The organism is Krasilnikovia cinnamomea, from assembly GCF_004217545.1.
GTDB classification, from domain to species: domain Bacteria; phylum Actinomycetota; class Actinomycetes; order Mycobacteriales; family Micromonosporaceae; genus Actinoplanes; species Actinoplanes cinnamomeus.
This window is the reverse complement of sequence record NZ_SHKY01000001.1, coordinates 776,616-802,784: the sequence shown is the minus strand read 5'-3', so window position 1 is coordinate 802,784 and position 26,169 is coordinate 776,616. Positions and strand designations below refer to the sequence as shown.

Genomic DNA, 26,169 nt, shown 5'->3' with positions numbered 1-26,169 from the left:
CCAGGTCACTCACCCCCCGGAGGAAAACATGCTGGCCATCGGCGCCGCCGTCGTCTTCGGCATCTACCTGCTGCTCGACCTGCTCGACATCAAGACCACCGACCTGGTCAACTTCCCCACGTTCGCCTCGCTGGGGCTGCTGCTGCTCTCGCTGTACCTGGCTGGCGTGGGCAGCGGCCCGGCCACCGGGTCGGGCAGCGGCCGCCGGTTCTACGGGCGCCGCCCCGGCCGTGGGTGACGCCGAAGCCGTACGTTCGGCGCATTTCCGGCACTGACGGGCGTGCCGGTACCCTCGGTGCCGATGGAATCCGACGGGCTGTTTCCGCTGACCGGGCCGGGGGCCGTGCGCACCGCCGCCCCGGCCGGCGCCGAGCCCGTCGGGTTCACCGCCCCCGGACCGGACTCGCCCCTGCCCGTACGCATGCGCCCCGCCAGCATCGACGAGCTCGTCGGCCAGGATCACCTGCTGGCCCCCGGCGCGCCGCTGCGCCAGCTGGTCACCGGCCGGGCCCCCATGTCGGTGATCCTGTGGGGGCCGCCGGGCACGGGCAAGACGACGATCGCCCACCTGGTCGCCGCCGCCACGGACCGTACGTTCGTGGCCATGTCGGCGCTGTCGGCCGGGGTGAAGGACGTACGGGCGGTCATCGACACCGCCCGCCGCGCCCGCCGGGGCGGCGGCCCGCCGACGGTGCTGTTCATCGACGAGGTGCACCGGTTCAGCAAGACGCAGCAGGACTCGCTGCTGGCCGCCGTCGAGGACCGGACCGTGACGCTGCTGGCGGCGACCACGGAGAACCCGTACTTCTCGGTCATCTCGCCGTTGCTGTCGCGCTGCGTGCTGCTCACCCTGCACGCGCTGACCGAGGACGACGTGCGCGCGCTGGTACACCGCGCACTGGTCGACGATCGCGGCCTGGCCGGCGCGGTCACCCTCAGCGCCGAGGCCGAGGAGCACCTCGTCCGGCTGGCGGGCGGCGACGTACGCAAGGCCCTCACCGCCCTGGAGGCCGCGGCCTCCTCCGCCCAGGCGCTCGGGGCCACCGAGATCGACCTGGCCACCGCGGAACGCGCCGTCGACGTGGCCGCCGTCCGTTACGACCGCGACGGCGACGCCCACTACGACGTGACCAGCGCCTTCATCAAGAGCATGCGCGGCAGCGATCCGGACGCCGCGCTGCACTGGCTGGCCCGCATGCTGGTCGCCGGGGAGGACCCGCGGTTCATCGCCCGCCGGATCGTGATCTTCGCCAGTGAGGACGTCGGCATGGCGGATCCGCAGGCGCTGCTGGTAGCCACCGCGGCGGCACAGGCGGTGCAGCACGTGGGCCTGCCGGAGGCCCAGCTCAACCTCGCCCAGGCGGTCGTGCACCTCGCCACGGCTCCCAAGTCCAACCGCGTCACCACGGCGCTGGGGGAGGCGTTGTCCGACGTGCGCGCCGGGCGCGGCGGGGCCGTCCCGGCGCACCTGCGCGACGCGCACTACCCCGGAGCACGTGGTCTTGGTCACGGTTCGGGCTACCGCTACCCCCACGACGACCCACGGGGTGTTGTTACGCAGCGCTATGTGCCGGATGATCTGATCGGCGCAGAGTACTACCGGCCTACCGACCACGGCGCCGAACGGGCGGTCGGGGAGCGGTTGCCCCGACTGCGCAGAATCGTGCGGGGAGAGCGCGGACCGTCACCCGGCGGTCCGGACGCGGGCGAGCGCGGCGACGCCGCCGGAGGGGAACAGCTGTGAGATCGCGCGGTGCCGACCGGCCCGACGACGAGACCGGCCAGCGCAACGAGCAGGCCGGGCGGAGCCGTCGGCGCTTCGGGCGTGGCCGTCCGGATCCGGTGACGCCCGAGGAGGTGCCGCAGGAGGAGACCGGCTGGCTCGACGACCTGCGTACGGCCAAGGAACAGCGTGGGGCGATCGGCCCCGGCGCCTCCCCCGGCGAGGCCCGCAGCAGCAAGTCCGGGCGCAAGGCCCCCGGCCCGGACGACAACGCCGCCGGGCCCGACCCGTTCGGAGCCTCGGGCGGGGAGACCGGGGTACGCCCGGTCAGCCCGCCGCCGGGCCCCCGCGCGACCAGCGGTGCGCCGACCGGTGCCGCCAGCCGTGGCCCGGGCGTCCGCGAGACCGGCCGCGCCCGGTCCTGGCAGGACGGCTCCGGCGAGTACCCCGCCACCGGCGGCTGGCCCGCCGTCGACCCGCGGCATGTGTCCCCGGCGGCCCCCGGTCTGCCCGCCGCTCCCGCCGCGTCGGTCGCCGGCCCGCCCGGGACGCGTGGCCCCGCACCCGCTCCCCGCTCGGCCCCTCCCGCCGCACCCCGTTCGGTGCCCCCGCCCGGCTCCGTGTCCCCGGCGGGCAACGTGCCCCCGCCCGGCTCCGTGCCCCCGCCCGGCTCCGTGCCCCCGCCCGGCTCCGTGCCCCCGCCCGGCTCCGTGTCCCCGGCGGGTCACGTGCCGCCCGGGGTCCGGTCGCGGTCCGGTGAGGCGGCCCACGGCGTGCCGCGCGATCGTCAGGGCGTGCCGGTGGCGCCGCCGCGCCCGCAGGCCGAGCGCGGGCCGGGCCAGGGGCGCCGCCAGATCGAGCCGGGCCGCGGTCCCGGCCCCGCCGATCTCGTCCCGCCCGCCGCGCCCGTCTCGCCGAACCCGGCCCCGGTGGTGCCGCAGTCCGGCAATCCGCCCGAACTGCCCGCGCCTCGCGGGGGTCGCGCGGCAACGCCGTCCCGGGGCCGCCGGGCCGCCGCCGAGCCGCCGTCCGGTCCCGCTCCCGGCGCGGCTCCGGCGGCCCGACACCCGGCGCACGAGTCACCGGCCGCGCCGGGTGCCCGCCGGGCCGCCGGCCACGCCCGGCCCGAACCGGCGGGCGGCGGCTTCCCGCCCGGGGCGTACCAGCCCGACGACGGCCCGCGCCACGAGTACCCGCCGCCCGACCATCGCGAGGGCGGCGCCGCGCGACCGGTCTCCGCGGTGCCCGGCCCCGACAGCACCGGCTTCGGATCCCGCAACGCGGCCGGCACCCGCGGTCGCGCGATCGCCCCACCGCCCGTGGACGGCACCCGCGACGGCGGCGGGCGCCACGGCCTGCCCGGATCCGGCGCGCACGCCACCGCACCCGAGCCGACCGCGATGCCGCCCGGTCGCCGGGGCCGTCCCGCCGACCAGCGTTCGGCCGACCAGCGCCCCGGCCTGCCGCCGGGACCCGCCCCGCGATCGCCGGGCGGTCGCCAGGCCCAGCTTCCGCCCGGGCACCCCGGATCCTTCCCGGCCGGCGAGTTCCCGCCCGGGCCGCCGACCGGCGTCCAGCCGGGGCACGCGCCCGGCGCCCAACCGGGGCGCGGAGCCGGCGCCCGAGGCGGGCGGGCGGGCGGCCAGCCCAGACAGGCCGCCGACACCGTCGCCCCGCCGGTCGTGCCGGGCCGCGAGGGCGTACGCAGTCCCGCCGTGCCCGGCCGCGCCGGCGCCATGGCGGGCGGCGCCTCCGGGGCGATCCCGCGCACCGGGGACACCCCCCGCACCGGCGGCACGGGCCGCCGGACGGGACGCGCCGGCGCACCCGCGCCGCAGACCGGCCGGCCCGGCACCGTCACCGGCCAGAGCGCCGGTCGCGCCGTCGCCCGGCAGCCCGGCCCGGTCACGGGCCCGGCCAGCCCCGCCGCGCCGGGCGTCGCCGCCGTCCCGGGAGACCAACCGCCCCGGCACGGCCTGACCGCGCACCCCGAGGCGGCGCCCCGGCACGGCCTGGCCGAGCACCCGGAGCCGATGCCCCGCCACGGCACGGGCGAGCAGCCCGCGCGTCCGCCCGCCCACGGTGCGCCGGATCAACGTTCCGCCCGCCCGCCCGCCACTGGCCTGGCCTCCGCCTCGGGCTTGGCCTCCGCCTCGGGCCTGGCTGCCGCTTCGGGTCTGGCGTCCGCGCCCGTCCCGGGCCCGGTGCCGTCCGCCCGTCCCGGCGCCGGCGCCGCGCCGGTGTCCCCACCCGCCGCACCCGACCGCGGCCCCGGCCGCGCCCAGCGCCCCGGTGAGGGACCCCGCCAGGCCCTGCCTCCGGGCCGGGCTTCCGCCCGCGCCCTGCCTCCGGGCCAGGCTTCCGCCCGTGCCGTGCCCCCTGGCCAGGCTTCCGCCCGTGCCGTGCCCCCTGGCCAGGCTTCCGCCCGCGCCCTGCCTCCGGGCCAGGCTTCCGCCCGCGCCGTGCCCCCTGGCCAGGCTCCCGCCCGTGCCGTGCCCCCGGGTGAGGCGCCCGGCCGTGCCCTGGCGCCGGGTGAGACACCGGGTTGGGTGACCGGTGCCGCCTCGGTGGCTGCGCCCAGCCGGGCGCTGGAGGCCGCTCCAGCGCCAGGCCGCGCCCAGGTCCCCGGCGGCGGCACACCCGCACCCGCTCGCGCGTCTGCTTCCGTCGGCACCGCGTCCGCTGCCATCGCCGCCGCGTCCGCCCGTACGATGCCGCCGTCGCCTCCGGGCGGCGCCGCGGTCCCGGCCCGGGAAGCGGCGCCGAGCGCCGCCGGTGCGACCCGCTCACCGGTACGGCCGTTCGCGTCGGGCGCGCCCGCCGCGGCGCTGGACAACCTGCGCGAGGCCCGCTCCGAGCTGCGGCAGAAGATGCGCACCCAGCGGCGCCTGCGGGTCTTCACGCTGATGTCGCTGGCCGTCGTGGTGCTGGGCCTGCTGCCGCTGTTCTTCGGCATCCGCTCGGCCACCCGCGACCCGGTCTTCACGTCCCTGGACGCCCTGCAGGTGCCGTCCTGGGCCGCGGCGCAGGTCAAGGACCGCAGCAGCGGCAGCCAGTGGTGCTTCCTCGACTGCCGGTTCCGCGAGCGCACCGCCCAGTCGCAGCAGCCCTACCAGGAGACCACCAAGGCGTACGCCGCGGCGCTGTCGACGGCCGGGTGGCATCGCTGGAAGGTCGACGAGTGCCCCGAGCAGCCCGTGACCAACGGCAGCTACACCTGCTGGCGGCGCGACGAGTTCACTCTGGACCTGTGGGTGGGCCCGCCCGCGTGCGCGATCGACGCGATCGCCGCCCAGGACCCGGCGGCGCTGCCGTCGACCGGGGCGAACGGTGTGGCGCCCCCCACGGACCCGAAGAAGTGCACGGGTTCCAGCGTCAGCATCAAGGTGCAGAACGCGATCACCGACCTGCGGGGCAAGCCCGAACCGGCGCCGAACCCCTCGCTGGTCGGCGAGACGCCGGACCCGGTTCTCAGCGATGATCCCCTGCTGGAGCCGACACCCTCCCGGTCGTGACACGCATCGGTGATGACGGACGGTAGGGTCTGCACGGTTGCACTAGCCGTACCCGGCCGCCAGTAGAGGAGACGCGTTCATGAACGCCGGAGAAATCGCAGGGCTGATCGCGGCGGGCGCGTTCCTGATGCTCGTGCTGGTGCTCGCCGTACCGATCCTCAAGCTGCGGCACACCGTGGACGCGGCGACCCGCGCCATCAACGACCTGACCGACCGCACCGGCCCGCTGCTGGGCAACGTCAACGAGACGGTGGAGAACGTGAACACCGCGCTCGGCCAGGTGCAGGTCTCTTTGGACGGTGTGAACCTCCAGCTGGCGAAGGTGGACGCGATCACCGGCCACGCGCAGAACATCTCCGCGAACGTCGCGAACTTGGTGGCCGTCGTGTCCGCCGCCGCCGCGAACCCGCTGGTCAAGGTGGCGTCGTTCAGCTACGGCCTGCGCAAGGCCACGGTCGCGCGGCGGCACGCCGAGGAGGAGCGCGAGGTCCGCGAGACACTGAAGCGGCGGCGCCGGTCCGCCCGCTGAGCCGACTCCCGATCATCCGCGGCCGCCCGCCCACCGCCACCGAGCGCTGCCGGGCCGCCGAGAAAGGAACGCCGCCATGAAGCGCCTGCTCTGGTTGGGCATCGGACTCGCGGTCGGCGCGGTCGTCGTCCGCAAGCTGACCCGCAAGGCCGACGAGTTCACCCCGTCCGGCATCGCCGCCTCGCTGTCGCAATCCGCTGGCGGCCTCGTGGAGTCGCTGCGTAACTTCGTGGAAGACGTCCGCGACGGAATGGCCGAACGCGAGCAGGAGATCCACGAGGCCTTCGCCGCCGGCGAGCTTTTCGACGATCAGTTCAGCGACCTGCGGGAGGACCCGGAGGACGGTACGCAGGGGCGACACGCCCAGAAGGGGTCACGATGAGAACGGCGGAGATCAAGCGGCGCTTCCTGGCGCATTTCGAGGCCAACGGGCACACGGTCGTGCCGAGTGCCCCGCTGCCGGCCATCGACGACCCGAACCTGCTGTTCATCAACGCCGGCATGGTGCAGTTCGTGCCGTTCTTCCTGGGCCAGCGGACCCCGCCGTACCAGCGGGCGGTCAGCGTGCAGAAGTGCATCCGCACCCCGGACATCGACGAGGTCGGCAAGACGTCGCGGCATGGCACGTTCTTCCAGATGAACGGCAACTTCTCGTTCGGCGACTACTTCAAGGCGGGCGCGATCCCGCTGGCGTGGGAGCTGTCCACCAAGCCGGTCGAACAGGGCGGCTTCGGCCTGGACCCGGAGAAGATCTGGGCGACGGTGTACCTCGACGACGACGAGGCCATCGACATCTGGCGCCAGACCGGCCTGCCCGCGGAGCGGATCGTGCGCCGCGGCAAGAAGGACAACTTCTGGTCGATGGGCATCCCCGGCCCGGCGGGCCCCTGCTCGGAGCTGTACTACGACCGTGGCCCGGCGTACGGGGCGGAGGGCGGCCCGGAGGTCGACGAGGACCGCTACCTGGAGTTCTGGAACCTGGTCTTCATGCAGTACGAGATCACCGACGTGAAGTCGAAGGAGGACTTCACGATCGTCGGTGACCTGCCCAAGCAGAACATCGACACCGGCATGGGCCTGGAGCGCATCGCGTCGCTGCTGCAGGGCGTCGACAACCTGTACGAGATCGACGAGGTCCGCCCGATCCTGGCGCGCGCGGCGGAGCTGACCGGCAAACAGTACGGCGCGAAGTCCGGGCATGCGGCGAACCAGTCGCACCCCGACGACGTGCGGCTGCGGGTGATCGCGGACCACGTGCGCACCGCGCTGATGCTCATCGGCGACGGCATCGTCCCCTCCAACGAGGGCCGCGGGTACGTGCTGCGCCGCATCATGCGCCGGGCGATCCGCGCGATGCGCCTGCTCGGCTGGCAGGCACCCGCGATGCCGGAGCTGCTGCCGGTGGCGCGCGACTGCATGGCGCCGTCGTACCCGGAACTGGCGGAGGAGTTCGGCCGCATCTCCACCTACGCGTACGCGGAGGAGGACGCGTTCCTGTCCACGCTGCGGGCGGGCACCACGATCCTGGACACCGCGATCTCGGAGACGAAGACGTCCGGCGGCTCGACGCTGACCGGCGCGCAGGCGTTCCAGCTGCACGACACGTACGGTTTCCCGATCGACCTGACCCTGGAGATCGCGGCCGAGCAGGGCCTGCAGGTCGACCAGGACGGTTTCCGGCGGCTGATGGCCGACCAGCGGGCGCGGGCGAAGGCGGACGCGGCGGCGCGCAAGACCGGCCACGCGGACCTGTCCGCGTACCGGGCGGTGCTGGACGCGGGCGGCCCGGTCGAGTTCACCGGGTACGCGGAGGTGTCCCGCGAGTCGCGGATCCGCGCGGTGCTCGGCGGCGGCGCGAGCGTCGCGGCGGCGGGCGAGGGCGAGTTCGTCGAGCTGGTCCTGGACGCGACCCCGTTCTACGCGGAGGGCGGCGGCCAGCAGGCCGACACCGGCCTGATCAACGTGGGCGCGGGCCAGGTCGAGGTCGTCGACGTGCAGCAGCCCGTCCCGGGCCTGATCGTGCACAAGGCGCGGGTGATCCGCGGTGAGGTGCGCGCGGGCGAGGCGGGCTTCGCGGAGATCGACGTGACCCGGCGCAAGGCGATCTCCCGGTCGCATACCGCGACCCACCTGATCCACCAGACGATGCGGCACTTCCTCGGCGAGTCGGCGACCCAGGCGGGTTCGCTGAACGCGCCCGGCCGGCTGCGCTTCGACTTCAACACCCCGGGCGCGGTGCCGCAGGCGGTGCTGCACGACGTCGAGCAGCAGGTCAATGAGGTGCTGCTGCGTGACCTGGAGGTGCACGCGTTCATCACCAGCCAGGAGGAGGCGCGGCGGCTGGGCGCGATGGCGCTGTTCGGCGAGAAGTACGGCGACGAGGTCCGCGTCGTCGAGGTCGGCGACTACGCCCGGGAGCTGTGCGGCGGCACCCACGTGTCCCGTTCCGGCCAGCTCGGCCTCGTGAAGGTCCTCTCCGAGTCCTCCATCGGTTCCGGCGTACGCCGGGTCGAGGCGCTGGTGGGCATCGACGCGTTCGGGTTCCTGGCCAAGGAGCATCTGCTGGTCTCGCGGCTGGCGGAGCTGTTCCGGGTGCCGGGCGACCAGGTCGCGGAGCGGGTGGAGCAGACCGTGACCGCGCTGCGCGACGCGGAGAAGGAGCTGGAGAAGCTGCGCGCCCAGATGGTGCTGGGCGGCGCGGGTGCGCTCGCGGGGCAGGCGAAGGACCTGCGCGGCGTCGCGTACGTGGGCACCGAGGCCCCCGAGGGGGCGGCCGGCAACGACGTCCGCACGTTGGCCCAGGAGATCCGGGGCAAAATCGACCCGGCGCGCCCGGCGGTGGTTGCGGTCGCGTCCCGCGCGAACGGCAAGGCATCACTTATCGTGGCGATCAACGCCACCGCGAAGGGTCGCGGGCTGTCGGCGGCCGACCTCGTCAAGGGGGCGCTGTCGGGGCGCGGCGGCGGCAACGCCGACCTCGCTCAGGGCGGTGGCGTACCGGCCGATCAGGTGTCGGCCCTGTTGGCAGCGGTAGAGAAGGCGGTCGGCGACGCTGCGTGACGCCGGAGAGGGTGGCCCGATGATGGCACCGCCGCGGGGTAGGCGGCTGGGCGTCGATGTCGGTAAGGTCCGTGTCGGGGTTGCGATCTGTGACCCCGACGGGATCCTTGCCACCCCTTTGGTGACGGTTTCCCGTGACATGGGGGCGGCCGCCGATTCCGTACCCGCCGACATAGCCGAGCTCAGGCGCCTCGTGGCGGAGCACGAGGCGGTGCAGATCGTGGTGGGCCTTCCGGTGCGCCTGTCGGGCGCCGAAGGGGCAGCCGCGGTAGACATTCGTGCGTACGCTGACCGGCTGGCACGTGCCGTCGGGGACGTGCCCGTCGTACTGACGGACGAGAGGATGTCGACCGTGGTGGCAACCCGTAGGCTGGCCGAACGTGGCGTGCGTGGACGGCGCCAGCGGGCGGTGGTCGACCAGGTGGCCGCCGTGGAGATCCTGCAGAGCTGGCTGGATGCGCAGCGGAGGCAGACACGATGATCGACGAGCTGGATCTGGCGTTCGATGAGAAAGCCGATCGGACCAAACCGCGACACCGGCGTTCCCGCGGCGGCAAGGGCAAGACGTCCGCCGCGTTCCTGCTGACGTTCGTGCTGCTGGCGGTCCTCGGCGGCGGCGTGTACCTGGGCTACAACAAGGTGCGCGGCTTCTTCACCGCGGCCGACTACGACGGCCCCGGCACGGGCACGGTCCAGGTCGAGATCAAGGAGAGCGCGACCCTGACCGACATGGGCAACGCGCTGGTCGACAAGGACGTGGTCAAGAGCACCGCCGCGTTCGTCAACGCCGCCGACGCGAACCCGCAGGGCCACAACATCCGCTCGGGCACGTACAACCTGCGCTCGCAGATGGCCGCCAAGGACGCGGTGGCCATGCTGCTGGACCCGAAGTCGCGGGTGAGCACCGGGGTGACCATCCCCGAGGGCAAGACCGCGAACCAGGTGTACGCCCTGCTGTCCAAGGCCACGAACATCCCGGTCAAGGACTTCGAGGCGGCCGCGAAGGACCCGGTCGCGCTGGGCGTGCCCGCGTTCTGGTTCAACCGGACGGACGGGCAGAAATCGACCCGCTCGATCGAGGGCTTCCTGTTCCCGGACACCTACGAGTTCCAGCCCAAGGGCACCGCCCAGGACGCGCTGCGGACGATGGTCGCGCATTTCCTCAAGGTCGCCGAGAAGATCGACTTCGTCAGCACCGTGGAGAAGGAACGCAAGATCAGCCCATACGAGGCGCTGACCGTGGCGTCGCTGGCCCAGGCCGAGGCGGGCAACGACGAGGACCTCGGCAAGGTCGCCCGGGTCGCGTACAACCGGATCTACGGCGGCAACTTCCCGTGCAGCTGCCTGCAGTTCGACGTCGGGATCAACTACTACTACCAGCTCACCGGGCGGCCGACGAAGCCGTCGAAGGACATGACGCTGGCGGAGCTAACCGACCCGAAGAACCCGTACCGGACGCACAACAAGGCCGGGCTCACGCCCACGCCGATCAACAACCCGGGCCAGGCGGCGCTGGAGGGCGCGATGAAGCCGCCGGCCGGCCAGTGGCTGTACTTCGTGGCGATCGACAAGCAGGGCCACTCGGCGTTCGCCACCACCCTCGACGGCCAGCGCAAGAACGAGGCGATCGCCCGCAAGAACGGCGTTCTGTGACCGCTGAGCGGGGCGCCGCGCGGCGTGCCGCGGTGTGCGGCAAGCCCATCGGGCACTCACTGTCCCCGGTGATCCACCGAGCCGGGTACGCGGCGGCGGGCCTGACCGGCTGGTCGTACGAGGCCATCGAGTGCGCCGAGGCCGAGCTGCCGGCCCTGGTCGCGCGCCTGGGCCCCGAGTGGGCCGGGCTGTCGCTGACCATGCCGCTCAAGGAGGCCGCCCTCGCGCTGGCCGCCTCCGCCACCCCGGTGGCCCGCGCCACCGGCGCCGCCAACACGCTGGTCCGCCGCGCGGACGGCTGGCACGCGGACAACACCGACGTGTCGGGGATGGTGCGGGTGCTGCGCGACGCGGGCGTCGGCGCCGCCCCCACGGTGACCGTGCTCGGCGGCGGCGGCACGGCCCGCGCAGCCCTCGCCGCCGCAGCCCAGCTCGGTGCGACCACGGTGACGGTGGTGACCCGGCGACCCGAGGCGGCGTCCGAGCTGGCCCCGGCCGCCAGCACGCTCGGCGTGACGCTGGCCGGGGTCCGGTGGGATGCCGCCCCGTCCGCCTGCGCCGCCGACGTGCTGATCTCGACCGTACCCAAGGGGGCGGCCGACCCCCTCGCGCCCGCGATCGCCTGGCGTCGCGGCACGGTGCTGTTCGACGCCCTCTACGACCCCTGGCCCACCCCGCTGGCGGCCTCGGCCGCCGCCGCCGGCCTGCCGGTGGTGTCCGGCCTGGACCTGCTGCTGGCCCAGGCCCTCGGCCAGTTCGAGCAGTTCACCGGCGTGCACCCGGCCCCCGAGCCCGCCATGCGCGCGGCGCTGCTGGCCGCCGCCGCCCAGCGCTGATCATCCAGACCGCAAGCCACGGAACTTTGAAGAGTCCGGGCTAGGAGCGAGCCCGAACCTTTCAAGATCGTCCCGCCTCCCGGTTCGTCCCACGGGCGGTGATCATGGAGGGGAGTCGGCGCGTACCAGTTCGTGAGGCTGGCGCGGGCGCAGCGTGGTCGTGACGAGCAACCCCAGCGCGGCGAAACCCAGGACCACCACCCCCATGGGTACGCCCGTGCCCGCGTCGCCCAGGCCGACCAGGGGAGCCGCGAACGCGGCGACGACGGACTGGATGCCGCCCAGCACCGCGGCCGCCGTCCCGGCCCGCTGCGGGTAGCGGTCCAGCGCCAGCGCCGTGCCGTTCGGCATCACCATCCCGATCGAGGCCACCACGACGAACAGCGCCGCCGCGAGCCCCGCCAGGCTGCCCAGCGCCGCCGCGACCAGCACGGCCACCGCACCGCAGGTCTGTGTCACCAGCCCGCCGATCAGCAGCCGGGTGGGGGTGAACCGGTCGAGCAGCCGGCGATTGGCCTGGCTGACCCCGATCAGCCCGGCCGCGTTGAGGCCGAACAGCAGGCTGAACGCGGTCGGGGAGATCCCGTACCCGTCCTGGAACACGAACGACGACCCGGAGATGTACGCGAACATCGCCGCGAACGCGAACCCCTGCCCCAGCGCGAACGTGAGGTAGCCCCGATCGGTCAGCAGCCGGCCCGCCACCCGCGCGGTCTCGGCGAGCCCGCCCCGCGCCCGCCGCGACTCCGGCAGGGTCTCCGGCATCCGGGCGGCCACCAGCACCGCCAGCAGCGCCGCGATCGCGCCCAGCGCGACGAAGACGCCCGGCCACGCGGTGACCCGCAGCACCGCGCTGCCCAGGGCGGGCGCCGCGATCGGCGCCACCCCGAAGATGAGGGTGAGCTGGGAGAAGAACTTCGCCGCGGCCACTCCGGAGTACAGGTCGCGCACGATCGCCCGGGCCACCACCACACCGAACCCGCCCGCCAGACCCTGCAGCAGCCGCAGCGCCACCAGCACGGGCGCGCTCGGGGACAGCGCGCACAGCAGTGAGACGAGCGCGTACGCGGCGACGCTGAAGACGATGGGGCGGCGGCGGCCCCACCGGTCGCTGAGCGGGCCCCCGACCAGCTGCCCGAGGGCCAGCCCGATCAGGCAGGTGGTGAGCGAGAGCTGCACCTGCGCGTCGGGCACCCCGAAGTCGGCGGCGATGGCGGGGAAGGCGGGCAGGTACATGTCCAGCGACAGCGGCCCGATCGCGGTGGTCAGCCCGAGCATCACCACGAGAAGCGGGCCGTGCGGAGCGGCGGGCCTCTTGATCGATGCGGACACGCCCCGCACCGTACCCTCGCGGTCCGGCGGCGATTCCGCAGGTGGGCTCCGGGCCGGGGGCGGTCCGCAGGGCGGGACGCGCGCCGGGCGGGTGCACAGCGCGCTGCGGCGGCGTGCCACACTGTGACCCGTGTTGCGCTGGTTGACCGCAGGTGAGTCCCATGGCCCGGCGCTCGTCGCCCTCCTCGAAGGCGTGCCCGCCGGTGTGCGGGTGACGAGCGACGACATCCGCCGCGATCTGGCCCGGCGCCGCCTCGGCTACGGCCGCGGCGCGCGCATGTCGTTCGAGCAGGACGAGGTCGAGATCATCGGCGGCATCCGGCACGGGCTCACCCTGGGCAGCCCGGTCGCGATCCGGGTGGGCAATTCCGAATGGCCGAAATGGCGTACGGTCATGGCCGCCGACCCGGTCGACCCCACGGAGCTGGCGGCGCAGGCCCGCAACGCCCCGCTGACCCGCCCCCGCCCCGGCCACGCAGACCTGGCCGGCATGCAGAAGTACGGGCACACCGACGCCCGCCCGATCCTGGAACGCGCCAGCGCCCGCGAGACCGCCGCCCGGGTGGCCGTCGGCGCCGTCGCCAAGGCGCTGGTCCGGCAGACCATCGGCGTGCAGGTCGTCTCGCACGTCGTCGAGCTGGGCTCGGTCGCGGCCAAGGCCGGTCTGGTCCCCGTGCCGGAGGACGCCGAGCGCATCGACGCGGACCCGCTGCGCTGCGTCGACCCCGAAGCCAGCGTGCGGATGGTCGCCGAGGTGGACGCGGCCAAGAAGGACGCCGACACGCTGGGCGGCATCGTCGAGGTGCTGGCGTACGGGGTGCCGCCCGGTCTCGGCTCGCACGTGCAGTGGGACCGCAAGCTCGACGCGCGCCTGGCCACCGCCCTGATGTCCATCCAGTCCGTCAAGGGCGTCGAGATCGGCGACGGCTTCACCCAGGCCCGTTCGCGCGGCTCCGTGGCGCACGACGAGATCATCCCGACCCCCGAGGGGGTGCGCCGGGTAACCGACCGGGCCGGTGGCCTGGAGGGCGGCATCACCAACGGCGAGTACCTGCGGGTCCGCGCGGCCCTGAAGCCGATCTCGTCGCTGAACCGCGCGCTGCAGACCGTCGACGTCGCGACCGGCGAGCCCGCCACGGCCATCAACCAGCGCTCCGACGTCTGCGCGGTCCCGGCCGGGGCGGTGGTCGCCGAGGCCATGGTGGCGCTGGTGCTGGCCGAGGCGGCCACGGAGAAGTTCGGCGGTGACTCCGTGGCGGAGATCCGCCGCAACCTCGCCGGCTACCTCGACAGCCTGCTGATCCGCTGATGACGCCGGTCTGCGTGCTGGTCGGCCCGCCCGGGGCCGGCAAGTCCACGGTCGGTCAGGCCCTGGCCGCGCTGCTGGAGGTGCCGTTCGCGGACACCGACGCGCTGATCGAGACGACGGCGGGCAAGCCGATCCCGGACATCTTCGTCGAGGACGGCGAGCCCGCGTTCCGGGCTCTGGAGCGGGTCGCGGTGGCGGACGCCCTCGCGGGTTTCGACGGGGTCCTCGCCCTGGGCGGCGGCGCGATCATGGACGACGGCACCCGGGCCGCCCTGGCGGCGCACCGGGTCGTGTATCTGTCCGTCGAGCTCAGCGACGCCGTGAAGCGGGTCGGCCTGGGCGCCGGGCGTCCCATGCTGAGCGTGAACCCACGGGCGACCTTGAAGTACCTGATGGACCAGCGCCGCCCGTTGTACGAGTCGGTGGCCACGCACACCGTGGCCACCGACGGCCGCACCCCGCAGGAGATCGCGGAGCTGCTGGCCGCTCGGCTCGACACCTGAGTCACCCGCCGACATCGGCACGAGCCGCCCGGACATTCCTATTCGGAGGGTGGCGCGGGGCTGAGGCGCGCTTCCAGTCGCTCGATGCGCGCCACCAGCGGGCGCAACTCCTGGCGTACCGCGGTCATGAGCGCGCCCGGGCCCGTGGCCGGCGCCGTCTGCGCCCGCAGGTGGGTGTATCCGGCCAGAGCCGCGACGACCGTCCGGCGCACCACCTTGGCGTCGGCGCCCGCCGCGCGCAGCGCCCGTCCGGCCGCGCCGTCGGGCTCCGCGGCGAGGCCGATCAGCAGGTGTTCGCAGCCGACGTAGTTGTGGCCGAGCGCGGTGGCCTCGGCGACGGTCAGCTCCAACGCGGCCGCGGCCGGGTCGCTGAACCGCAGCCCGCCGCCACCTCCCGGCTCCGCCGGAGCGCCCGGTGCCGCCAGCCGCACCGGGTCGATCTCCATCGAGGTGAGGATCTGCAACGCCAGATTCCCGCCCTCGGCCACCATGGCGTGCAGCAGATCGCCCGTGCCCACGGTCGGCGCACCGGCGTCGCGGGCCCGCGCCACCGCGAGGGTGACCGCGGTCGCCGCGCGAGCGGTGAAGTGCGGCAGCCGGTCGGTCAGGAACCCGCCGCCGCCGCGTACGTCACCAGCGGTGCCGTCGGCGGCGAGGTCGTCCAGGGTGATCTGCCGGATCGCGGCGATGCGCTTGACGGCCTGCTCCAGCGCGCGCTGGCAGACCGCCGAGATCGGCACCCCGGTGTCACGGACGGCTTCGGCCAGGTCGTCGGGCAGGTACACGTTGATTTTTGGCATGGCGCAGTTATAACCCCTGTAGGGGTTACAGGGATATAACCCCATGACGCGTCACTAGGCTCGGCGCCGATGGACGACGTGACCCGAATCCCCGTGGCCGGTGACCGGCCGTATGACGTACTGGTCGGCCGCGGGCTCGCGTCCGCCCTGCCGCCGCTGCTCGACGGCGCGGTACGCGCCGCGGTCCTCTACGCGCCGCCGTTGCGCGACCAGGCCACGCGCCTCGCGGAGACGCTGTCCGCCGCCGGGCTGCGGCCGAGCCTGCTGCCCGTGCCGGACGCCGAGGCCGGCAAGACCGTCGAGGTCGCCGCCCGCTGCTGGGACGCGCTCGGCGAGGCGGGCTTCACGCGCACCGACGTGGTGATCGGCGTCGGCGGGGGAGCGGTCACCGACCTCGCCGGCTTCGTCGCCGCGAGCTGGCTGCGCGGGGTGCGCTGGGTGCCGTGGTCGACGTCGCTGCTCGGCATGGTCGACGCGGCCGTCGGCGGCAAGACCGGCATCAACGTCGCCGCGGGCAAGAACCTCGTGGGCGCCTTCCACCCACCGGCCGGGGTGCTCTGCGACCTCGACATGCTCGACACCCTCCCGGACGGCGACCTGGTCGCCGGGCTGGCCGAGGTGGTCAAGTGCGGCTTCATCGCCGACCCCGCGATCATCGAGGCGATCGAGGCCGATCCGGGCGCCGCCACCGACCCGCGCGGCGCGGCCGTACGGGAGCTGGTCGAGCGCGCCATCCGGGTCAAGGCGGAGGTCGTCGGCGCGGACCTGCGCGAGTCGGGGCTGCGGGAGATCCTGAACTACGGGCACACGCTGGGTCACGCCATCGAGAAGCGGGAGGCTTACCGGTGGCGGCACGGGCACGCCGTGGCGGTCGGGCTGGTCTTCGCGGCCGAACTGTCCCGCCTCGCCGGGCGGCTGGACGACGCCACGGCCGTGCGGCACCGTTCGGTGCTCGACCTGCTGGGCCTGCCCACGTCGTACCCGGCGGACGCCTGGCCGGAGCTGTTGAGCGCGATGCGGGTGGACAAGAAGACCCGGGCCGACACGCTGCGTTTCGTGGTGCTCGACGGCCTCGCCAAGCCGGGCATCCTCACCGGGCCCGACGAGGCGCTGCTGGCCCGCGCGTACGAGGCGGTGGCCACCGCGTGAGCGAGTGCACCGAGCGCAGCGAGGGCCGCGAGCGCACGCGAAAGGCAGGCACAGCATGAGGCGGGTGCACGTGCTCAACGGGCCGAACCTGGGGCGGCTTGGCACCCGGCAGGTCGACGTCTACGGCGTCACCTCGTACGCGGACCTGGTCGCCATGTGCGAGGCGACCGGCGCGGAGCTGGGCCTGGACGTGCGGGTCCGGCAGACCGACGCGGAGCACGAGATGCTGGCCTGGCTGCATGCCGCCGCCGACGAGCAGGCCCCGGTGGTGCTGAACCCCGGAGCGTGGTCGCACTATTCGTACGCGGTCCGGGACGCCTGCGCGCTGCTGCGCGCCCCGCTGGTCGAGGTGCACATCTCCAACATCCACGCGCGGGAGGAGTTCCGGCACCACTCGGTGGTCTCCGCGGTCGCCACCGGCGTCATCGCCGGGCTGGGGGTCGACGGCTACCGGCTGGCGTTGCAGCACATCGCGCGGTGGCCCGATTCGTCGGGTGACACGCCGCGCCGGTAAACTTTTCGGGTCACTTCTATCGCGTCAAGATCAAGGCAGGACATGGCCACTACGAACGACCTCAAGAACGGCCTCGTGCTCAACCTCGACGGCGAGCTCTGGGCCGTCGTGGAGTTCCAGCACGTCAAGCCGGGCAAGGGCGGTGCGTTCGTGCGCACGACGCTCAAGAACGTGCTCTCCGGCAAGGTGGTGGACAAGACCTTCAACGCGGGTACGAAGGTCGACACGGCCACGGTCGACAAGCGCACGATGCAGTATCTGTACCTCGACGGTGACGACTTCGTCTTCATGGACCTGGACACCTTCGACCAGATCCACGTGCCCGGTGGCACCGTGGGCGAGGCGGCGAACTACCTGCTGCCCGAGGCCGAGGCGACCGTGGCGACCCACGAGGGCGTGCCGCTCTACATCGAGCTGCCCACCAGCGTCTTCCTCGAGGTGACGTACACCGAGCCGGGCCTGCAGGGCGACCGCTCGACGGGCGGCACCAAGCCGGCGACCGTGGAGACCGGCGCGACCGTCCAGGTGCCGCTGTTCATCACCACCGGCGAGAAGATCAAGGTCGATACCCGCGACGGCCGTTACCTCGGCCGCAGCTGATGCCCGAGGCCCCCAAGCTGCAGATGCCCGCGCGTCGCAAGGCGCGCAAGCGGGCGCTGGACGTCCTCTACGAGGCCGACCTGCGGGATCTGCCGCCCCGCCAGGTGCTCGCGGGCTACCTGGAACGCATCGCCAAGCCGCACCCGGATCACCTGGAGTACACCGTCGGGCTGGTCGAGGGTGTGGCCACGCACCTGGACCGGATCGACGAGCTGATCGCCAGTTACGCCGAGGGCTGGACGCTGTCCCGGATGCCCGTGGTGGATCGCAACCTGGCCCGCATCGCGGTGTACGAACTGCTCTACGTGCCCGAGATCGACGACCCGGTCGCGATCACCGAGGCGGTCGAGCTGGCCAAGCAGATGTCCACCGATGACAGCCCGCGCTTCCTCAACGGCATCCTGGGCCGCATCGCGGAGTTCGCCACCCGCTGACGTGCGCGTTCACGGCCCGGACCAGCCATGGTCCGGGCCGTCGGTCTGTGTGCCCCACGTCCTTGCCCGCCCGCGCCTGCGTGTGCCGGGGTGCGGCTCAGCCGCCCACGGCGAGGTCCGCTCCACATAGTTGGTGAGTTCGGGTTGGGGGCTAACCCGAACTCACCAGGATCTGCGGCAATCCCGCCCCACAGACGGCGGAGCCCGCGTCGCCGGAGGGGCGACGCGGGCTCCGCTGGTGGGGTTCGGTGCTCAGGAGGCGAAGAACGCCCGCGGGTCGGCGACCAGGACACCCTGCTCGGTCAGGCGCTCGATGAGGCCGGACGGCGAGATGTCGTAGACGATGGCCAGCGCGCGCAGGTCGTCGGCGCGGATGGACAGCACCCGCCCGTTGTAGTCACCGCGCTGCTGCTGTATGGCCCGCGCGTACCGCGCCACGTAGGCGAGGTCCTCGCTGGTGGTGTCGTACAGCTTCTCGAGGTCGAGAACGATCTTGTTGGTGGCTTCGAGCCGGACTCCGCTGCCGTCGGGCAGCAGCTCCGACACGGGGACGCGGTAGAAGTCGGCGAGCTCGGCCAGACGGGACACGGTGACCGCACGGTCGCCGCGCTCGTACGAGCCCACCACGACGGCCTTCCAGCGGCCGTTCGACTTCTCTTCCACGCCCTGCAGGGACAGGCCCTGCTGCTGGCGAATGGAGCGCAGGCGGGCGCCCAACGACTTGGCGTACTCAGACGGCATACGGTCACTCCCAGTGCTGTGCTGGCCCAGAGGGTTCTTCCTCTGCGGATCGCTACGCAGCGTGACGGTACGGAGTTTGCGATCCCGGGTCAAGTGTCGGTTACCGATGAGACGCGGGAGTCGCGTAACTTGACCACTTTAGCCCCTTTCCTCGGCGGGTAGGGCACGTCACGGACCTGCACTCTGTGTTCACTGGTAACGTGACGCCAGCCAGTGGGTTGACCCCTGCCCCAGGGGTTTCCCGCCAGACATCCTTTAACGACCCGTCCCGTGAGGCGGGGAAGGAGGTCAGCCGTGGCATATCCACGCGCCGACACTACTGACAAGATCATTCTTTCCGGGGCCGATCTCCACCGGGTGGTGGATCGGATCGCCCATCAGATCCTCGAGAAGACCTCCGGTGCCACGGGCACGGTGCTTCTCGGCATCCCCACCCGGGGTGTTCCGCTGGCCCGCCGCCTGGCCGCCCGGATCCACGCCTTCGAAGGCGTGGACGTCCCGGTCGGTGCGCTCGACATCACGCTCTACCGCGACGACCTGCGGCTGCACGCCACCCGTGCGCTCGGCAAGACCGAACTGCCGCCGGGCGGCATCGACGGGCGCCGGGTCATTCTCGTCGACGACGTGCTCTTCTCCGGCCGTACGGTCCGGGCGGCGCTGGACGCGCTCAGCGACATCGGGCGGCCCAGCTCGGTGCAACTCGCCGTCCTGGTCGACCGGGGTCACCGCGAGTTGCCGATCCGGGCCGACTACGTCGGCAAGAACATCCCCACCGCCCGGTCCGAGAGCGTGCGCGTGGCGCTGGCCGAGACCGACGACGGTACGGACGAGGTCCGGCTCACCGGAGGCGAGAAATGATCAAGCATCTGCGGTCGGCGGCCGATCTGGACGCACCCACCGCCATCCTGATCCTCGACACCGCCGCGGAGATGGCCGCGCTGGCGGGCCGTGAGGTGAAGAAGCTGCCCACCCTGCGCGGGCGCACCGTGGTCAACCTCTTCTACGAGGACTCCACCCGGACCCGGATCTCCTTCGAGGCCGCCGCCAAGCGCCTGTCCGCGGACGTCATCAACTTCTCCGCCAAGGGCTCCAGCGTCAGCAAGGGCGAGAGCCTCAAGGACACCGCGCTGACGTTGCAGGCGATGGGCGCGGACGCGGTCGTCATCCGGCACTCCGCCTCGGGCGCCCCGCACCGGCTCGCCAACTGGATCGACGGTTCCGTGGTCAACGCGGGTGACGGCACCCACGAGCACCCGACCCAGGCGCTGCTGGACGCGTACACGATGCGTTCGCGCCTCGGCCGGCTCGCCGGGCTGAACGTGGTGATCGTCGGCGATGTGCTGCACAGCCGGGTGGCCCGCTCCAACGTGCTGCTGCTGTCCACTCTGGGCGCCAAGGTGACGCTGGTCGGCCCGCCGACGCTGATCCCGCTGGACGTCGCGGCGGCGCTGGCCCCCGGCACCGAGGTCTCGTACGACCTCGACGCCGTGCTGCCCACCGCCGACGTGGTGATGATGCTGCGGGTGCAGACCGAGCGGATGCAGGACTCCTTCTTCCCCTCGGCCCGCGAGTACGCCCGCCGGTACGGCCTGGACGCCGCCCGGATGCACCGGCTGGCCGAGCACGCGATCGTCATGCACCCCGGCCCGATGAACCGCGGCATGGAGATCACCCCGGCGGTGGCCGACTCGCCCCGCTCCACCATCGTCGAACAGGTCACCAACGGCGTCAGCGTCCGGATGGCCGTTCTCTACCTGCTCCTGGGAGGCAAATGATGGCGGCGTACCTGATCAAGGGTGTCCGGGTTCTCGGCGGTGAGCCCCGCGACCTGCTGATCCGCGACGGGGTGATCGCCGACGGCGACGCGAAGGGCGCCGAGGTGATCGAGGCGGCCGGGCTGGTCGCCCTGCCCGGCCTGGTCGACCTGCACACCCACCTGCGCGAGCCCGGCCGCGAGGACGCCGAGACGGTCGAGACCGGCTCGCGGGCCGCCGCGCTGGGCGGCTACACCGCGGTCTGCGCGATGGCCAACACCTCCCCGGTCGCCGACACCGCGGGCGTGGTCGAGCAGGTGTGGCGGCTCGGCCGGGAGGCCGGGCTGGTCGACGTGCAGCCGATCGGCGCGGTCACGGTCGGGCTCGCGGGCAAGCAGCTCGCCGAGCTGGGCGCGATGGCCGACTCCGCGGCCCGGGTACGAATCTTCTCCGACGACGGCTTCTGCGTCGCCGACCCCCGGCTGATGCGCCGCGCCCTGGAGTACGTGAAGGCGTTCGACGGGATCATCGCCCAGCACGCCGAGGAGCCCCGGCTCACCGAGGGTGCGCAGATGCACGAGGGCGAGGTTTCCACCCGGCTCGGCCTCACCGGCTGGCCCGCCGTCGCCGAGGAGGCGATCATCGCCCGGGACGTGCTGCTGGCCGAGCACGTGGGCAGCCGCCTGCACGTCTGCCACGTCTCCACCGCGGGCAGCGTCGAGGTGCTGCGCCAGGCCAAGGCCCGTGGCGTGCGGGTCACCGCCGAGGTGACTCCGCACCACCTGCTGCTCACCGACGAGCTGGCCGCCAGCTACGACCCGGTGTACAAGGTGAACCCGCCGCTGCGTACCGCCGCCGACATCGAGGCGCTGCGCGCCGCCCTGGCCGACGGCACCATCGACATCGTCGCCACCGACCACGCCCCGCACGCCGTGGAGGACAAGGAGTGCGAGTGGGCGTACGCCCGCCCCGGCATGGTCGGCCTGGAAACCGCGCTGCCGGTCGTGCTTTCGGTCCTCGGTGAGCAGTGGGACCTGATCGCCGAGCGGATGTCGCGCGCCCCGGCCCGGATCGCCGGGCTGACCGGGCACGGCGGGGACCTCACGGTCGGCTCGCCGGCCAACCTGACGCTGGTGGACCCGTCCGCCCGCCGGGTCGTCGACCCGGCCGGGCTGGCGAGCCGCAGCCGCAACACACCGTACGCGGGCACCACCCTGCCGGGTCGCATCGTCGCGACCTTCCTCCGGGGAGAGCCGACAGTCCTGGACGGGAAGGCGACCAAGTGACACGCACCCCTGCGATCCTCGTGCTCGAGGACGGCCGCACGTTCGCCGGTGAGGCGTACGGCGCCGTCGGCGAGACCTTCGGCGAGGCGGTCTTCACCACCGGCATGACCGGGTACCAGGAGACCCTGACCGACCCGTCGTACCACCGGCAGGTCGTGGTGCAGACCGCGCCACAGATCGGCAACACCGGCGTCAACGGCGAGGACGACGAGTCGAACCGGATCTGGGTCTCCGGCTACGTGGTCCGCGACCCGTCCCGCCGCCCCTCCAACTGGCGGGCCACCGGCGACCTCGGCGAACGGCTGGCCGCCGAGGGCGTCGTCGGCATCAGCGGCATCGACACCCGGGCGCTGACCCGGCACCTGCGCGAACGCGGCGCCATGCGGGTCGGCGTGTCCAGCCTGGACACCGACCCGCAGGCACTGCTGGCCAAGGTCCAGCAGGCGCCCGGCATGGTCGGCGCGGACCTGTCCGCGCAGGTGAGCACGCCCCAGCCGTACACGGTCGAGGCGGTGGGGGAGCACCGCTACACGATCGCCGCGCTGGATCTGGGCATCAAGCGCAACGTGTCCCGGCGCCTCGCCGAGCGCGGGGTGACCACCCACATCCTGCCGTCGTCGTCCAGCGTGGAGGACCTGCTGGCGGTGAACCCGGACGCGGTGTTCTTCTCGCCCGGCCCCGGCGACCCCGCCACCGCCGACCACCCGGTCGCGCTGGCGCAAGAGGTGATGCGCCGCCGCATCCCGCTGTTCGGCATCTGCTTCGGTAGCCAGATCCTCGGCCGCGCGCTCGGCTTCGGCACCTACAAGCTCGGGTACGGCCACCGCGGCATCAACCAGCCCGTGCTGGACCGCACCACCGGCAAGGTCGAGGTGACCAGCCACAACCACGGCTTCGCCGTCGACGCCCCGGCCGACAAGGTGACCGACACCGAGTTCGGCCGGGTCGAAGTCAGTCACGTGTGCCTCAACGACAACGTGGTCGAAGGGCTGCGGGCCCTCGATGTGCCCGCGTTCACCGTCCAGTACCACCCCGAGGCGGCTGCGGGCCCGCACGACGCGGACTACCTGTTCGATCGCTTCGTGGAGCTCGTCGAGAAGAGGGCTTCCTGATGCCGAAGCGTACTGATCTGCGTCATGTCATGGTGATCGGCTCCGGGCCGATCGTCATCGGCCAGGCCTGCGAGTTCGACTACTCCGGCACCCAGGCGTGCCGGGTGCTGCGTGCCGAGGGCCTGCGGGTCTCGCTGGTGAACTCCAACCCCGCCACGATCATGACGGACCCGGAGTTCGCGGACGCCACCTACGTCGAGCCGATCACCCCGGAGTTCGTCGAGCTGGTCATCGCCCGGGAGCGCCCCGACGCGATCCTGCCCACCCTGGGCGGGCAGACCGCGCTGAACACCGCGGTCGCGCTGCACGAGAACGGCGTGCTCGACAAGTACGGCGTGGAGCTGATCGGCGCGAACATCGACGCGATCCAGCGCGGCGAGGACCGCCAGAAGTTCAAGGACATCGTCGCGAAGGCCGGCGGCGAGACCCCGCGCTCGCGGGTCTGCCACTCGATGGACGAGGTCCGCGCGACCGTCGCCGAGCTGGGCCTGCCGGTCGTCATCCGGCCGTCGTTCACCATGGGCGGGCTCGGCTCCGGCATGGCGCACACCGACGAGGACCTGGAGCGCATCGCGGGCGCCGGGCTGGCCGCCTCCCCGGTGCACGAGGTGCTCATCGAGGAGAGCGTGCTCGGCTGGAAGGAGTACGAGCTCGAACTGATGCGCGACAAGCACGACAACGTCGTGGTCGTCTGCTCGATCGAGAACATCGACCCGATGGGCGTGCACACCGGCGACAGCGTCACCGTCGCCCCGGCCATGACCCTGACCGACCGCGAGTACCAGCGCCTGCGCGACCTGGGCATCGCGGTGCTGCGCGAGGTCGGCGTGGACACCGGCGGCTGCAACATCCAGTTCGCGGTGAACCCGGACAACGGCCGCCTGGTCGTCATCGAGATGAACCCGCGCGTCTCCCGCTCGTCGGCGCTCGCCTCGAAGGCCACCGGCTTCTCGATCGCGAAGATCGCCGCGAAGCTGGCCATCGGCTACACCCTCGACGAGATCCCCAACGACATCACGCTGAAGACGCCGGCCGCGTTCGAGCCCGCGCTGGACTACGTGGTGGTGAAGATCCCCCGGTTCGCGTTCGAGAAGTTCCCGGGCGCCGATCCCGAGCTGACCACCACGATGAAGTCCGTGGGCGAGGCGATGAGCCTGGGCCGCAACTTCGCCGAGGCGCTCAACAAGGCCATGCGCTCGATGGAGACCAAGGCCGCCGGCTTCTGGACCCAGCCGGACCCGACCGACTCCCTCGACGAGACCCTCGAAGCGCTGCGGATCCCGCACGACGGGCGGCTGTACACCGTGGAGCGGGCCCTGCGGCTCGGCGCCACGATCGCGCAGGTGCACGAGGCCAGCGGCCGCATCGACCCGTGGTTCCTGGAGGAGATCGCGGCGCTGGTGGAGCTGCGCGCCGAGATCCTCGCCGCCGCGGTGCTGGACGAGGACCTGCTGCGCCGGGCCAAGCGGGCCGGGCTGTCCGACCGTCAGCTCGCCGCGCTGCGCCCCGAGCTCGCGGGCGAGGACGGGGTCCGCACGCTGCGGCACCGCCTCGGCGTACGCCCGGTGTACAAGACCGTCGACACGTGCGCGGCCGAGTTCGCCGCGAACACCCCGTACCACTACTCGTCGTATGACGAGGAGACCGAGGTGGCGCCGTCGGACCGGCCCAAGGTGCTCATCCTGGGGTCGGGGCCGAACCGGATCGGGCAGGGCATCGAGTTCGACTACTCGTGCGTGCACGCCGTCCAGGCGCTTAAGGGCGAGTACGAGACCGTGATGGTCAACTGCAACCCGGAGACCGTCTCCACGGACTACGACACCGCCGACCGGCTGTACTTCGAGCCGCTCACGTTCGAGGACGTCCTCGAGGTGGTGCACGCCGAGGACGCCTCCGGCAAGGCCGCCGGCGGGCCCGGCGTGGTCGGAGTGATCGTGCAGCTCGGCGGGCAGACCCCGCTGGGGCTGGCGCGCCGCCTCAAGGCCGCCGGAGTGCCGATCGTCGGCACCTCCCCGGAGTCGATCGACCTGGCCGAGGACCGGGGCGCGTTCGGTGCGGTGCTGGCCCGGGCCGGGCTGCGCTCCCCGGACCACGGCACGGCCGTCAGCTTCGAGGAGGCCAAGGCGATCGCCGACACCATTGGCTACCCGGTGCTCGTGCGTCCGTCCTACGTCCTCGGCGGCCGCGGCATGGAGATCGTGTACGACGAGCCGACGCTGGCCGCGTACATCGAACGCGCCACCGAGATCTCCCCGGACCACCCCGTGCTGGTGGACCGGTTCCTCGACGACGCCATCGAGATCGACGTGGACGCGCTCTGCGACGCCACCGGCGAGGTCTACCTCGGCGGCGTGATGGAACACATCGAGGAGGCCGGCATCCACTCCGGTGACTCGTCGTGCTCGCTGCCGCCGGTCACCCTGGCCGGGGCGCACCTGGCCGAGGTGCGCCGCTACACCGAGGCGATCGCCCGCGGCGTCGGCGTACGGGGCCTGCTCAACGTCCAGTACGCCCTCAAGGACGACACCCTGTACGTGCTGGAGGCCAACCCGCGCGCCTCCCGTACGGTGCCGTTCGTGTCGAAGGCGACCGCGGTGCCGCTGGCCAAGGCCGCCGCCCGGATCATGCTGGGCGCCACGATCGCGCAGCTGCGCGCCGAGGGGGTGCTGCTGTCCACCGGCGACGGTGGGGAGACCCCGCCCGGGGCCCCGATCGCGGTCAAGGAGGCGGTGCTGCCGTTCAAGCGGTTCCGCACCCCCGCCGGGCACGGCGTGGACAGCCTGCTCGGGCCGGAGATGAAGTCGACCGGTGAGGTGATGGGCATCGACCCGGGATTCGGCCCGGCGTTCGCCAAGAGCCAGTCCGCCGCGTACGGATCGCTGCCCACCAGCGGCAAGGTCTTCGTCTCGGTGGCCAACCGGGACAAGCGCTCGATGATCTTCCCGGTGAAGCGCCTCGCCGACCTGGGCTTCACCATCGTCAGCACGGCCGGGACCGGCGAGGTGCTGCGGCGCCACGGTATCGAGTGCGAGATCGTGCCCAAGCACTTCGAGAGCCCCGGCAAGAACGCGGTCGAGCTGATCCTCGCCGGGGAGATCGCCCTGATCATCAACACCCCGCAGGGTTCGGGCGCCAGCGCCCGCGCCGACGGGTACGAGATCCGCAGCGCGGCGGTGGTCGCGGACATCCCGAGCATCACCACGGTGCCCGGCGTGGCCGCCGCGGTGATGGGCATCGAGGCGCTGATGCGCGGCGACATGTCCGTCCGCCCGCTGCAGGAACTGCACGCCTCCCTGCGGAGCGCGCAGTGACCCTCGGC

At 73.1% G+C, this 26,169-nt stretch carries 23 protein-coding genes; 20 read left to right on the top strand and 3 right to left on the bottom strand.

Annotated features, from left to right (window positions below; genetic code table 11):
• Positions 1–28 precede the first annotated feature (28 nt).
• The 9 genes from EV385_RS03480 (at position 29) to EV385_RS03440 (ending at position 11,316) form a co-directional block, all read left to right on the top strand.
• Positions 29–238 (top strand): hypothetical protein, encoded by a 210-nt coding sequence (locus EV385_RS03480; protein WP_130508131.1) that lies wholly within the window; start codon positions 29–31, stop codon positions 236–238.
• 63 nt (positions 239–301) lie between these two features.
• Entirely contained in the window at positions 302–1,744 is a 1,443-nt protein-coding gene (locus tag EV385_RS03475) for a replication-associated recombination protein A (RefSeq protein WP_130508130.1), read from the top strand.
• Positions 1,745–4,593: 2,849 nt separating this feature from the next.
• Complete coding sequence (locus EV385_RS36040) at positions 4,594–5,238, top strand: hypothetical protein (RefSeq protein ID WP_130513047.1); 645 nt, start codon at positions 4,594–4,596, stop codon at positions 5,236–5,238.
• Positions 5,239–5,317: 79 nt separating this feature from the next.
• Positions 5,318–5,767, top strand: coding sequence for a DUF948 domain-containing protein (locus tag EV385_RS03465; protein ID WP_130508129.1), 450 nt, complete (start codon positions 5,318–5,320; stop codon positions 5,765–5,767).
• Between the two features lie 76 nt (positions 5,768–5,843).
• Complete coding sequence (locus tag EV385_RS03460; protein WP_130508128.1) at positions 5,844–6,149, top strand: hypothetical protein; 306 nt, start codon at positions 5,844–5,846, stop codon at positions 6,147–6,149.
• A complete protein-coding gene (gene alaS / locus EV385_RS03455) occupies positions 6,146–8,827 on the top strand; it encodes an alanine--tRNA ligase (RefSeq protein ID WP_130508127.1) in 2,682 nt (893 codons plus the stop codon). The genes EV385_RS03460 and alaS overlap by 4 nt, the downstream gene beginning before the upstream one ends.
• 19 nt (positions 8,828–8,846) lie before the next feature.
• Positions 8,847–9,308 (top strand): Holliday junction resolvase RuvX, encoded by a 462-nt coding sequence (gene ruvX, locus EV385_RS03450; RefSeq protein ID WP_130508126.1) that lies wholly within the window; start codon positions 8,847–8,849, stop codon positions 9,306–9,308.
• A complete protein-coding gene (gene mltG, locus EV385_RS03445; RefSeq protein WP_130508125.1) occupies positions 9,305–10,480 on the top strand; it encodes an endolytic transglycosylase MltG in 1,176 nt (391 codons plus the stop codon). Before ruvX ends, mltG begins: the two co-directional genes overlap by 4 nt.
• Positions 10,477–11,316 carry a shikimate dehydrogenase gene (locus EV385_RS03440; RefSeq protein WP_130508124.1) on the top strand — a complete coding sequence of 280 codons (840 nt, stop codon included), beginning with the start codon at positions 10,477–10,479 and terminating at the stop codon, positions 11,314–11,316. The genes mltG and EV385_RS03440 overlap by 4 nt, the downstream gene beginning before the upstream one ends.
• A gap of 102 nt (positions 11,317–11,418) precedes the next feature.
• On the opposite strand, the gene EV385_RS03435 is transcribed toward EV385_RS03440, so the two are convergent.
• On the bottom strand, positions 11,419–12,594 hold the full coding sequence (locus EV385_RS03435; RefSeq protein WP_242625229.1) for a multidrug effflux MFS transporter: 1,176 nt from the start codon (positions 12,592–12,594) through the stop codon (positions 11,419–11,421).
• A gap of 184 nt (positions 12,595–12,778) precedes the next feature.
• On the opposite strand from EV385_RS03435, the gene aroC reads away from it, so the two are divergent.
• Together aroC and EV385_RS03425 are read left to right on the top strand one after the other, a co-directional pair.
• Entirely contained in the window at positions 12,779–13,957 is a 1,179-nt protein-coding gene (gene aroC / locus EV385_RS03430) for a chorismate synthase (RefSeq protein ID WP_130508122.1), read from the top strand.
• The gene (locus tag EV385_RS03425; protein ID WP_130508121.1) at positions 13,957–14,460 is read left to right on the top strand and encodes a shikimate kinase; all 504 of its coding nucleotides are present in this window, start codon (positions 13,957–13,959) and stop codon (positions 14,458–14,460) included. The genes aroC and EV385_RS03425 overlap by 1 nt, the downstream gene beginning before the upstream one ends.
• Before the next feature lie 38 nt (positions 14,461–14,498).
• Here the strand turns inward: EV385_RS03425 and EV385_RS03420 are convergent, their stop codons facing one another.
• On the bottom strand, positions 14,499–15,260 hold the full coding sequence (locus tag EV385_RS03420) for a Clp protease N-terminal domain-containing protein (RefSeq protein WP_130508120.1): 762 nt from the start codon (positions 15,258–15,260) through the stop codon (positions 14,499–14,501).
• A gap of 69 nt (positions 15,261–15,329) precedes the next feature.
• On the opposite strand from EV385_RS03420, the gene aroB reads away from it, so the two are divergent.
• The 4 genes from aroB to nusB are packed head-to-tail and all read left to right on the top strand — an operon-like array spanning position 15,330 to position 17,957.
• A complete protein-coding gene (gene aroB, locus EV385_RS03415) occupies positions 15,330–16,409 on the top strand; it encodes a 3-dehydroquinate synthase (RefSeq protein WP_130508119.1) in 1,080 nt (359 codons plus the stop codon).
• Between the two features lie 55 nt (positions 16,410–16,464).
• A complete protein-coding gene (aroQ, locus tag EV385_RS03410; RefSeq protein WP_130508118.1) occupies positions 16,465–16,923 on the top strand; it encodes a type II 3-dehydroquinate dehydratase in 459 nt (152 codons plus the stop codon).
• Between the two features lie 42 nt (positions 16,924–16,965).
• Positions 16,966–17,523, top strand: coding sequence for an elongation factor P (gene efp / locus EV385_RS03405; protein WP_130508117.1), 558 nt, complete (start codon positions 16,966–16,968; stop codon positions 17,521–17,523).
• A gap of 23 nt (positions 17,524–17,546) precedes the next feature.
• The gene (nusB, locus tag EV385_RS03400; RefSeq protein WP_207230049.1) at positions 17,547–17,957 is read left to right on the top strand and encodes a transcription antitermination factor NusB; all 411 of its coding nucleotides are present in this window, start codon (positions 17,547–17,549) and stop codon (positions 17,955–17,957) included.
• Positions 17,958–18,209: 252 nt separating this feature from the next.
• Here nusB and bldD read toward each other — a convergent pair whose 3' ends face one another.
• Positions 18,210–18,698 (bottom strand): transcriptional regulator BldD, encoded by a 489-nt coding sequence (bldD, locus tag EV385_RS03395; RefSeq protein WP_130508115.1) that lies wholly within the window; start codon positions 18,696–18,698, stop codon positions 18,210–18,212.
• 294 nt (positions 18,699–18,992) lie between these two features.
• Here bldD and pyrR point away from each other — a divergent pair, with 294 nt between their 5' ends.
• From pyrR to carB, 5 genes are read left to right on the top strand one after another with little or no spacing between them, the layout of a single operon-like run.
• Positions 18,993–19,556: a bifunctional pyr operon transcriptional regulator/uracil phosphoribosyltransferase PyrR gene (gene pyrR / locus EV385_RS03390; RefSeq protein ID WP_130508114.1), complete on the top strand. Its 564-nt coding sequence runs from the start codon at positions 18,993–18,995 to the stop codon at positions 19,554–19,556.
• Complete coding sequence (locus EV385_RS03385) at positions 19,553–20,473, top strand: aspartate carbamoyltransferase catalytic subunit (RefSeq protein ID WP_130508113.1); 921 nt, start codon at positions 19,553–19,555, stop codon at positions 20,471–20,473. Before pyrR ends, EV385_RS03385 begins: the two co-directional genes overlap by 4 nt.
• Positions 20,473–21,738 carry a dihydroorotase gene (locus EV385_RS03380; protein ID WP_130508112.1) on the top strand — a complete coding sequence of 422 codons (1,266 nt, stop codon included), beginning with the start codon at positions 20,473–20,475 and terminating at the stop codon, positions 21,736–21,738. The genes EV385_RS03385 and EV385_RS03380 overlap by 1 nt, the downstream gene beginning before the upstream one ends.
• Complete coding sequence (gene carA / locus EV385_RS03375; RefSeq protein ID WP_130508111.1) at positions 21,735–22,850, top strand: glutamine-hydrolyzing carbamoyl-phosphate synthase small subunit; 1,116 nt, start codon at positions 21,735–21,737, stop codon at positions 22,848–22,850. The genes EV385_RS03380 and carA overlap by 4 nt, the downstream gene beginning before the upstream one ends.
• Entirely contained in the window at positions 22,850–26,161 is a 3,312-nt protein-coding gene (gene carB, locus EV385_RS03370; RefSeq protein WP_130508110.1) for a carbamoyl-phosphate synthase large subunit, read from the top strand. The genes carA and carB overlap by 1 nt, the downstream gene beginning before the upstream one ends.
• Positions 26,162–26,169 lie beyond the last annotated feature (8 nt).

What these genes read in the sequence shown, in the direction of transcription:
- EV385_RS03420 (WP_130508120.1), bottom strand. Translation starts at nt 15,260, where the DNA reads ATGCCAAAAATCAACGTGTACCTGCCCGACGACCTGGCCGAAGCCGTC.
- EV385_RS03425 (WP_130508121.1), top strand. Translation starts at nt 13,957, where the DNA reads ATGACGCCGGTCTGCGTGCTGGTCGGCCCGCCCGGGGCCGGCAAGTCC.
- efp (WP_130508117.1), top strand. Translation starts at nt 16,966, where the DNA reads ATGGCCACTACGAACGACCTCAAGAACGGCCTCGTGCTCAACCTCGAC.
- EV385_RS03380 (WP_130508112.1), top strand. Translation starts at nt 20,473, where the DNA reads ATGGCGGCGTACCTGATCAAGGGTGTCCGGGTTCTCGGCGGTGAGCCC.
- EV385_RS03460 (WP_130508128.1), top strand. Translation starts at nt 5,844, where the DNA reads ATGAAGCGCCTGCTCTGGTTGGGCATCGGACTCGCGGTCGGCGCGGTC.
- EV385_RS03435 (WP_242625229.1), bottom strand. Translation starts at nt 12,594, where the DNA reads ATGCTCGGGCTGACCACCGCGATCGGGCCGCTGTCGCTGGACATGTAC.
- bldD (WP_130508115.1), bottom strand. Translation starts at nt 18,698, where the DNA reads ATGCCGTCTGAGTACGCCAAGTCGTTGGGCGCCCGCCTGCGCTCCATT.
- mltG (WP_130508125.1), top strand. Translation starts at nt 9,305, where the DNA reads ATGATCGACGAGCTGGATCTGGCGTTCGATGAGAAAGCCGATCGGACC.
- ruvX (WP_130508126.1), top strand. Translation starts at nt 8,847, where the DNA reads ATGATGGCACCGCCGCGGGGTAGGCGGCTGGGCGTCGATGTCGGTAAG.
- EV385_RS03475 (WP_130508130.1), top strand. Translation starts at nt 302, where the DNA reads ATGGAATCCGACGGGCTGTTTCCGCTGACCGGGCCGGGGGCCGTGCGC.
- nusB (WP_207230049.1), top strand. Translation starts at nt 17,547, where the DNA reads ATGCCCGCGCGTCGCAAGGCGCGCAAGCGGGCGCTGGACGTCCTCTAC.
- EV385_RS03465 (WP_130508129.1), top strand. Translation starts at nt 5,318, where the DNA reads ATGAACGCCGGAGAAATCGCAGGGCTGATCGCGGCGGGCGCGTTCCTG.
- EV385_RS03385 (WP_130508113.1), top strand. Translation starts at nt 19,553, where the DNA reads ATGATCAAGCATCTGCGGTCGGCGGCCGATCTGGACGCACCCACCGCC.
- aroQ (WP_130508118.1), top strand. Translation starts at nt 16,465, where the DNA reads ATGAGGCGGGTGCACGTGCTCAACGGGCCGAACCTGGGGCGGCTTGGC.
- EV385_RS03480 (WP_130508131.1), top strand. Translation starts at nt 29, where the DNA reads ATGCTGGCCATCGGCGCCGCCGTCGTCTTCGGCATCTACCTGCTGCTC.
- carB (WP_130508110.1), top strand. Translation starts at nt 22,850, where the DNA reads ATGCCGAAGCGTACTGATCTGCGTCATGTCATGGTGATCGGCTCCGGG.
- alaS (WP_130508127.1), top strand. Translation starts at nt 6,146, where the DNA reads ATGAGAACGGCGGAGATCAAGCGGCGCTTCCTGGCGCATTTCGAGGCC.
- aroB (WP_130508119.1), top strand. Translation starts at nt 15,330, where the DNA reads ATGGACGACGTGACCCGAATCCCCGTGGCCGGTGACCGGCCGTATGAC.
- EV385_RS36040 (WP_130513047.1), top strand. Translation starts at nt 4,594, where the DNA reads ATGCGCACCCAGCGGCGCCTGCGGGTCTTCACGCTGATGTCGCTGGCC.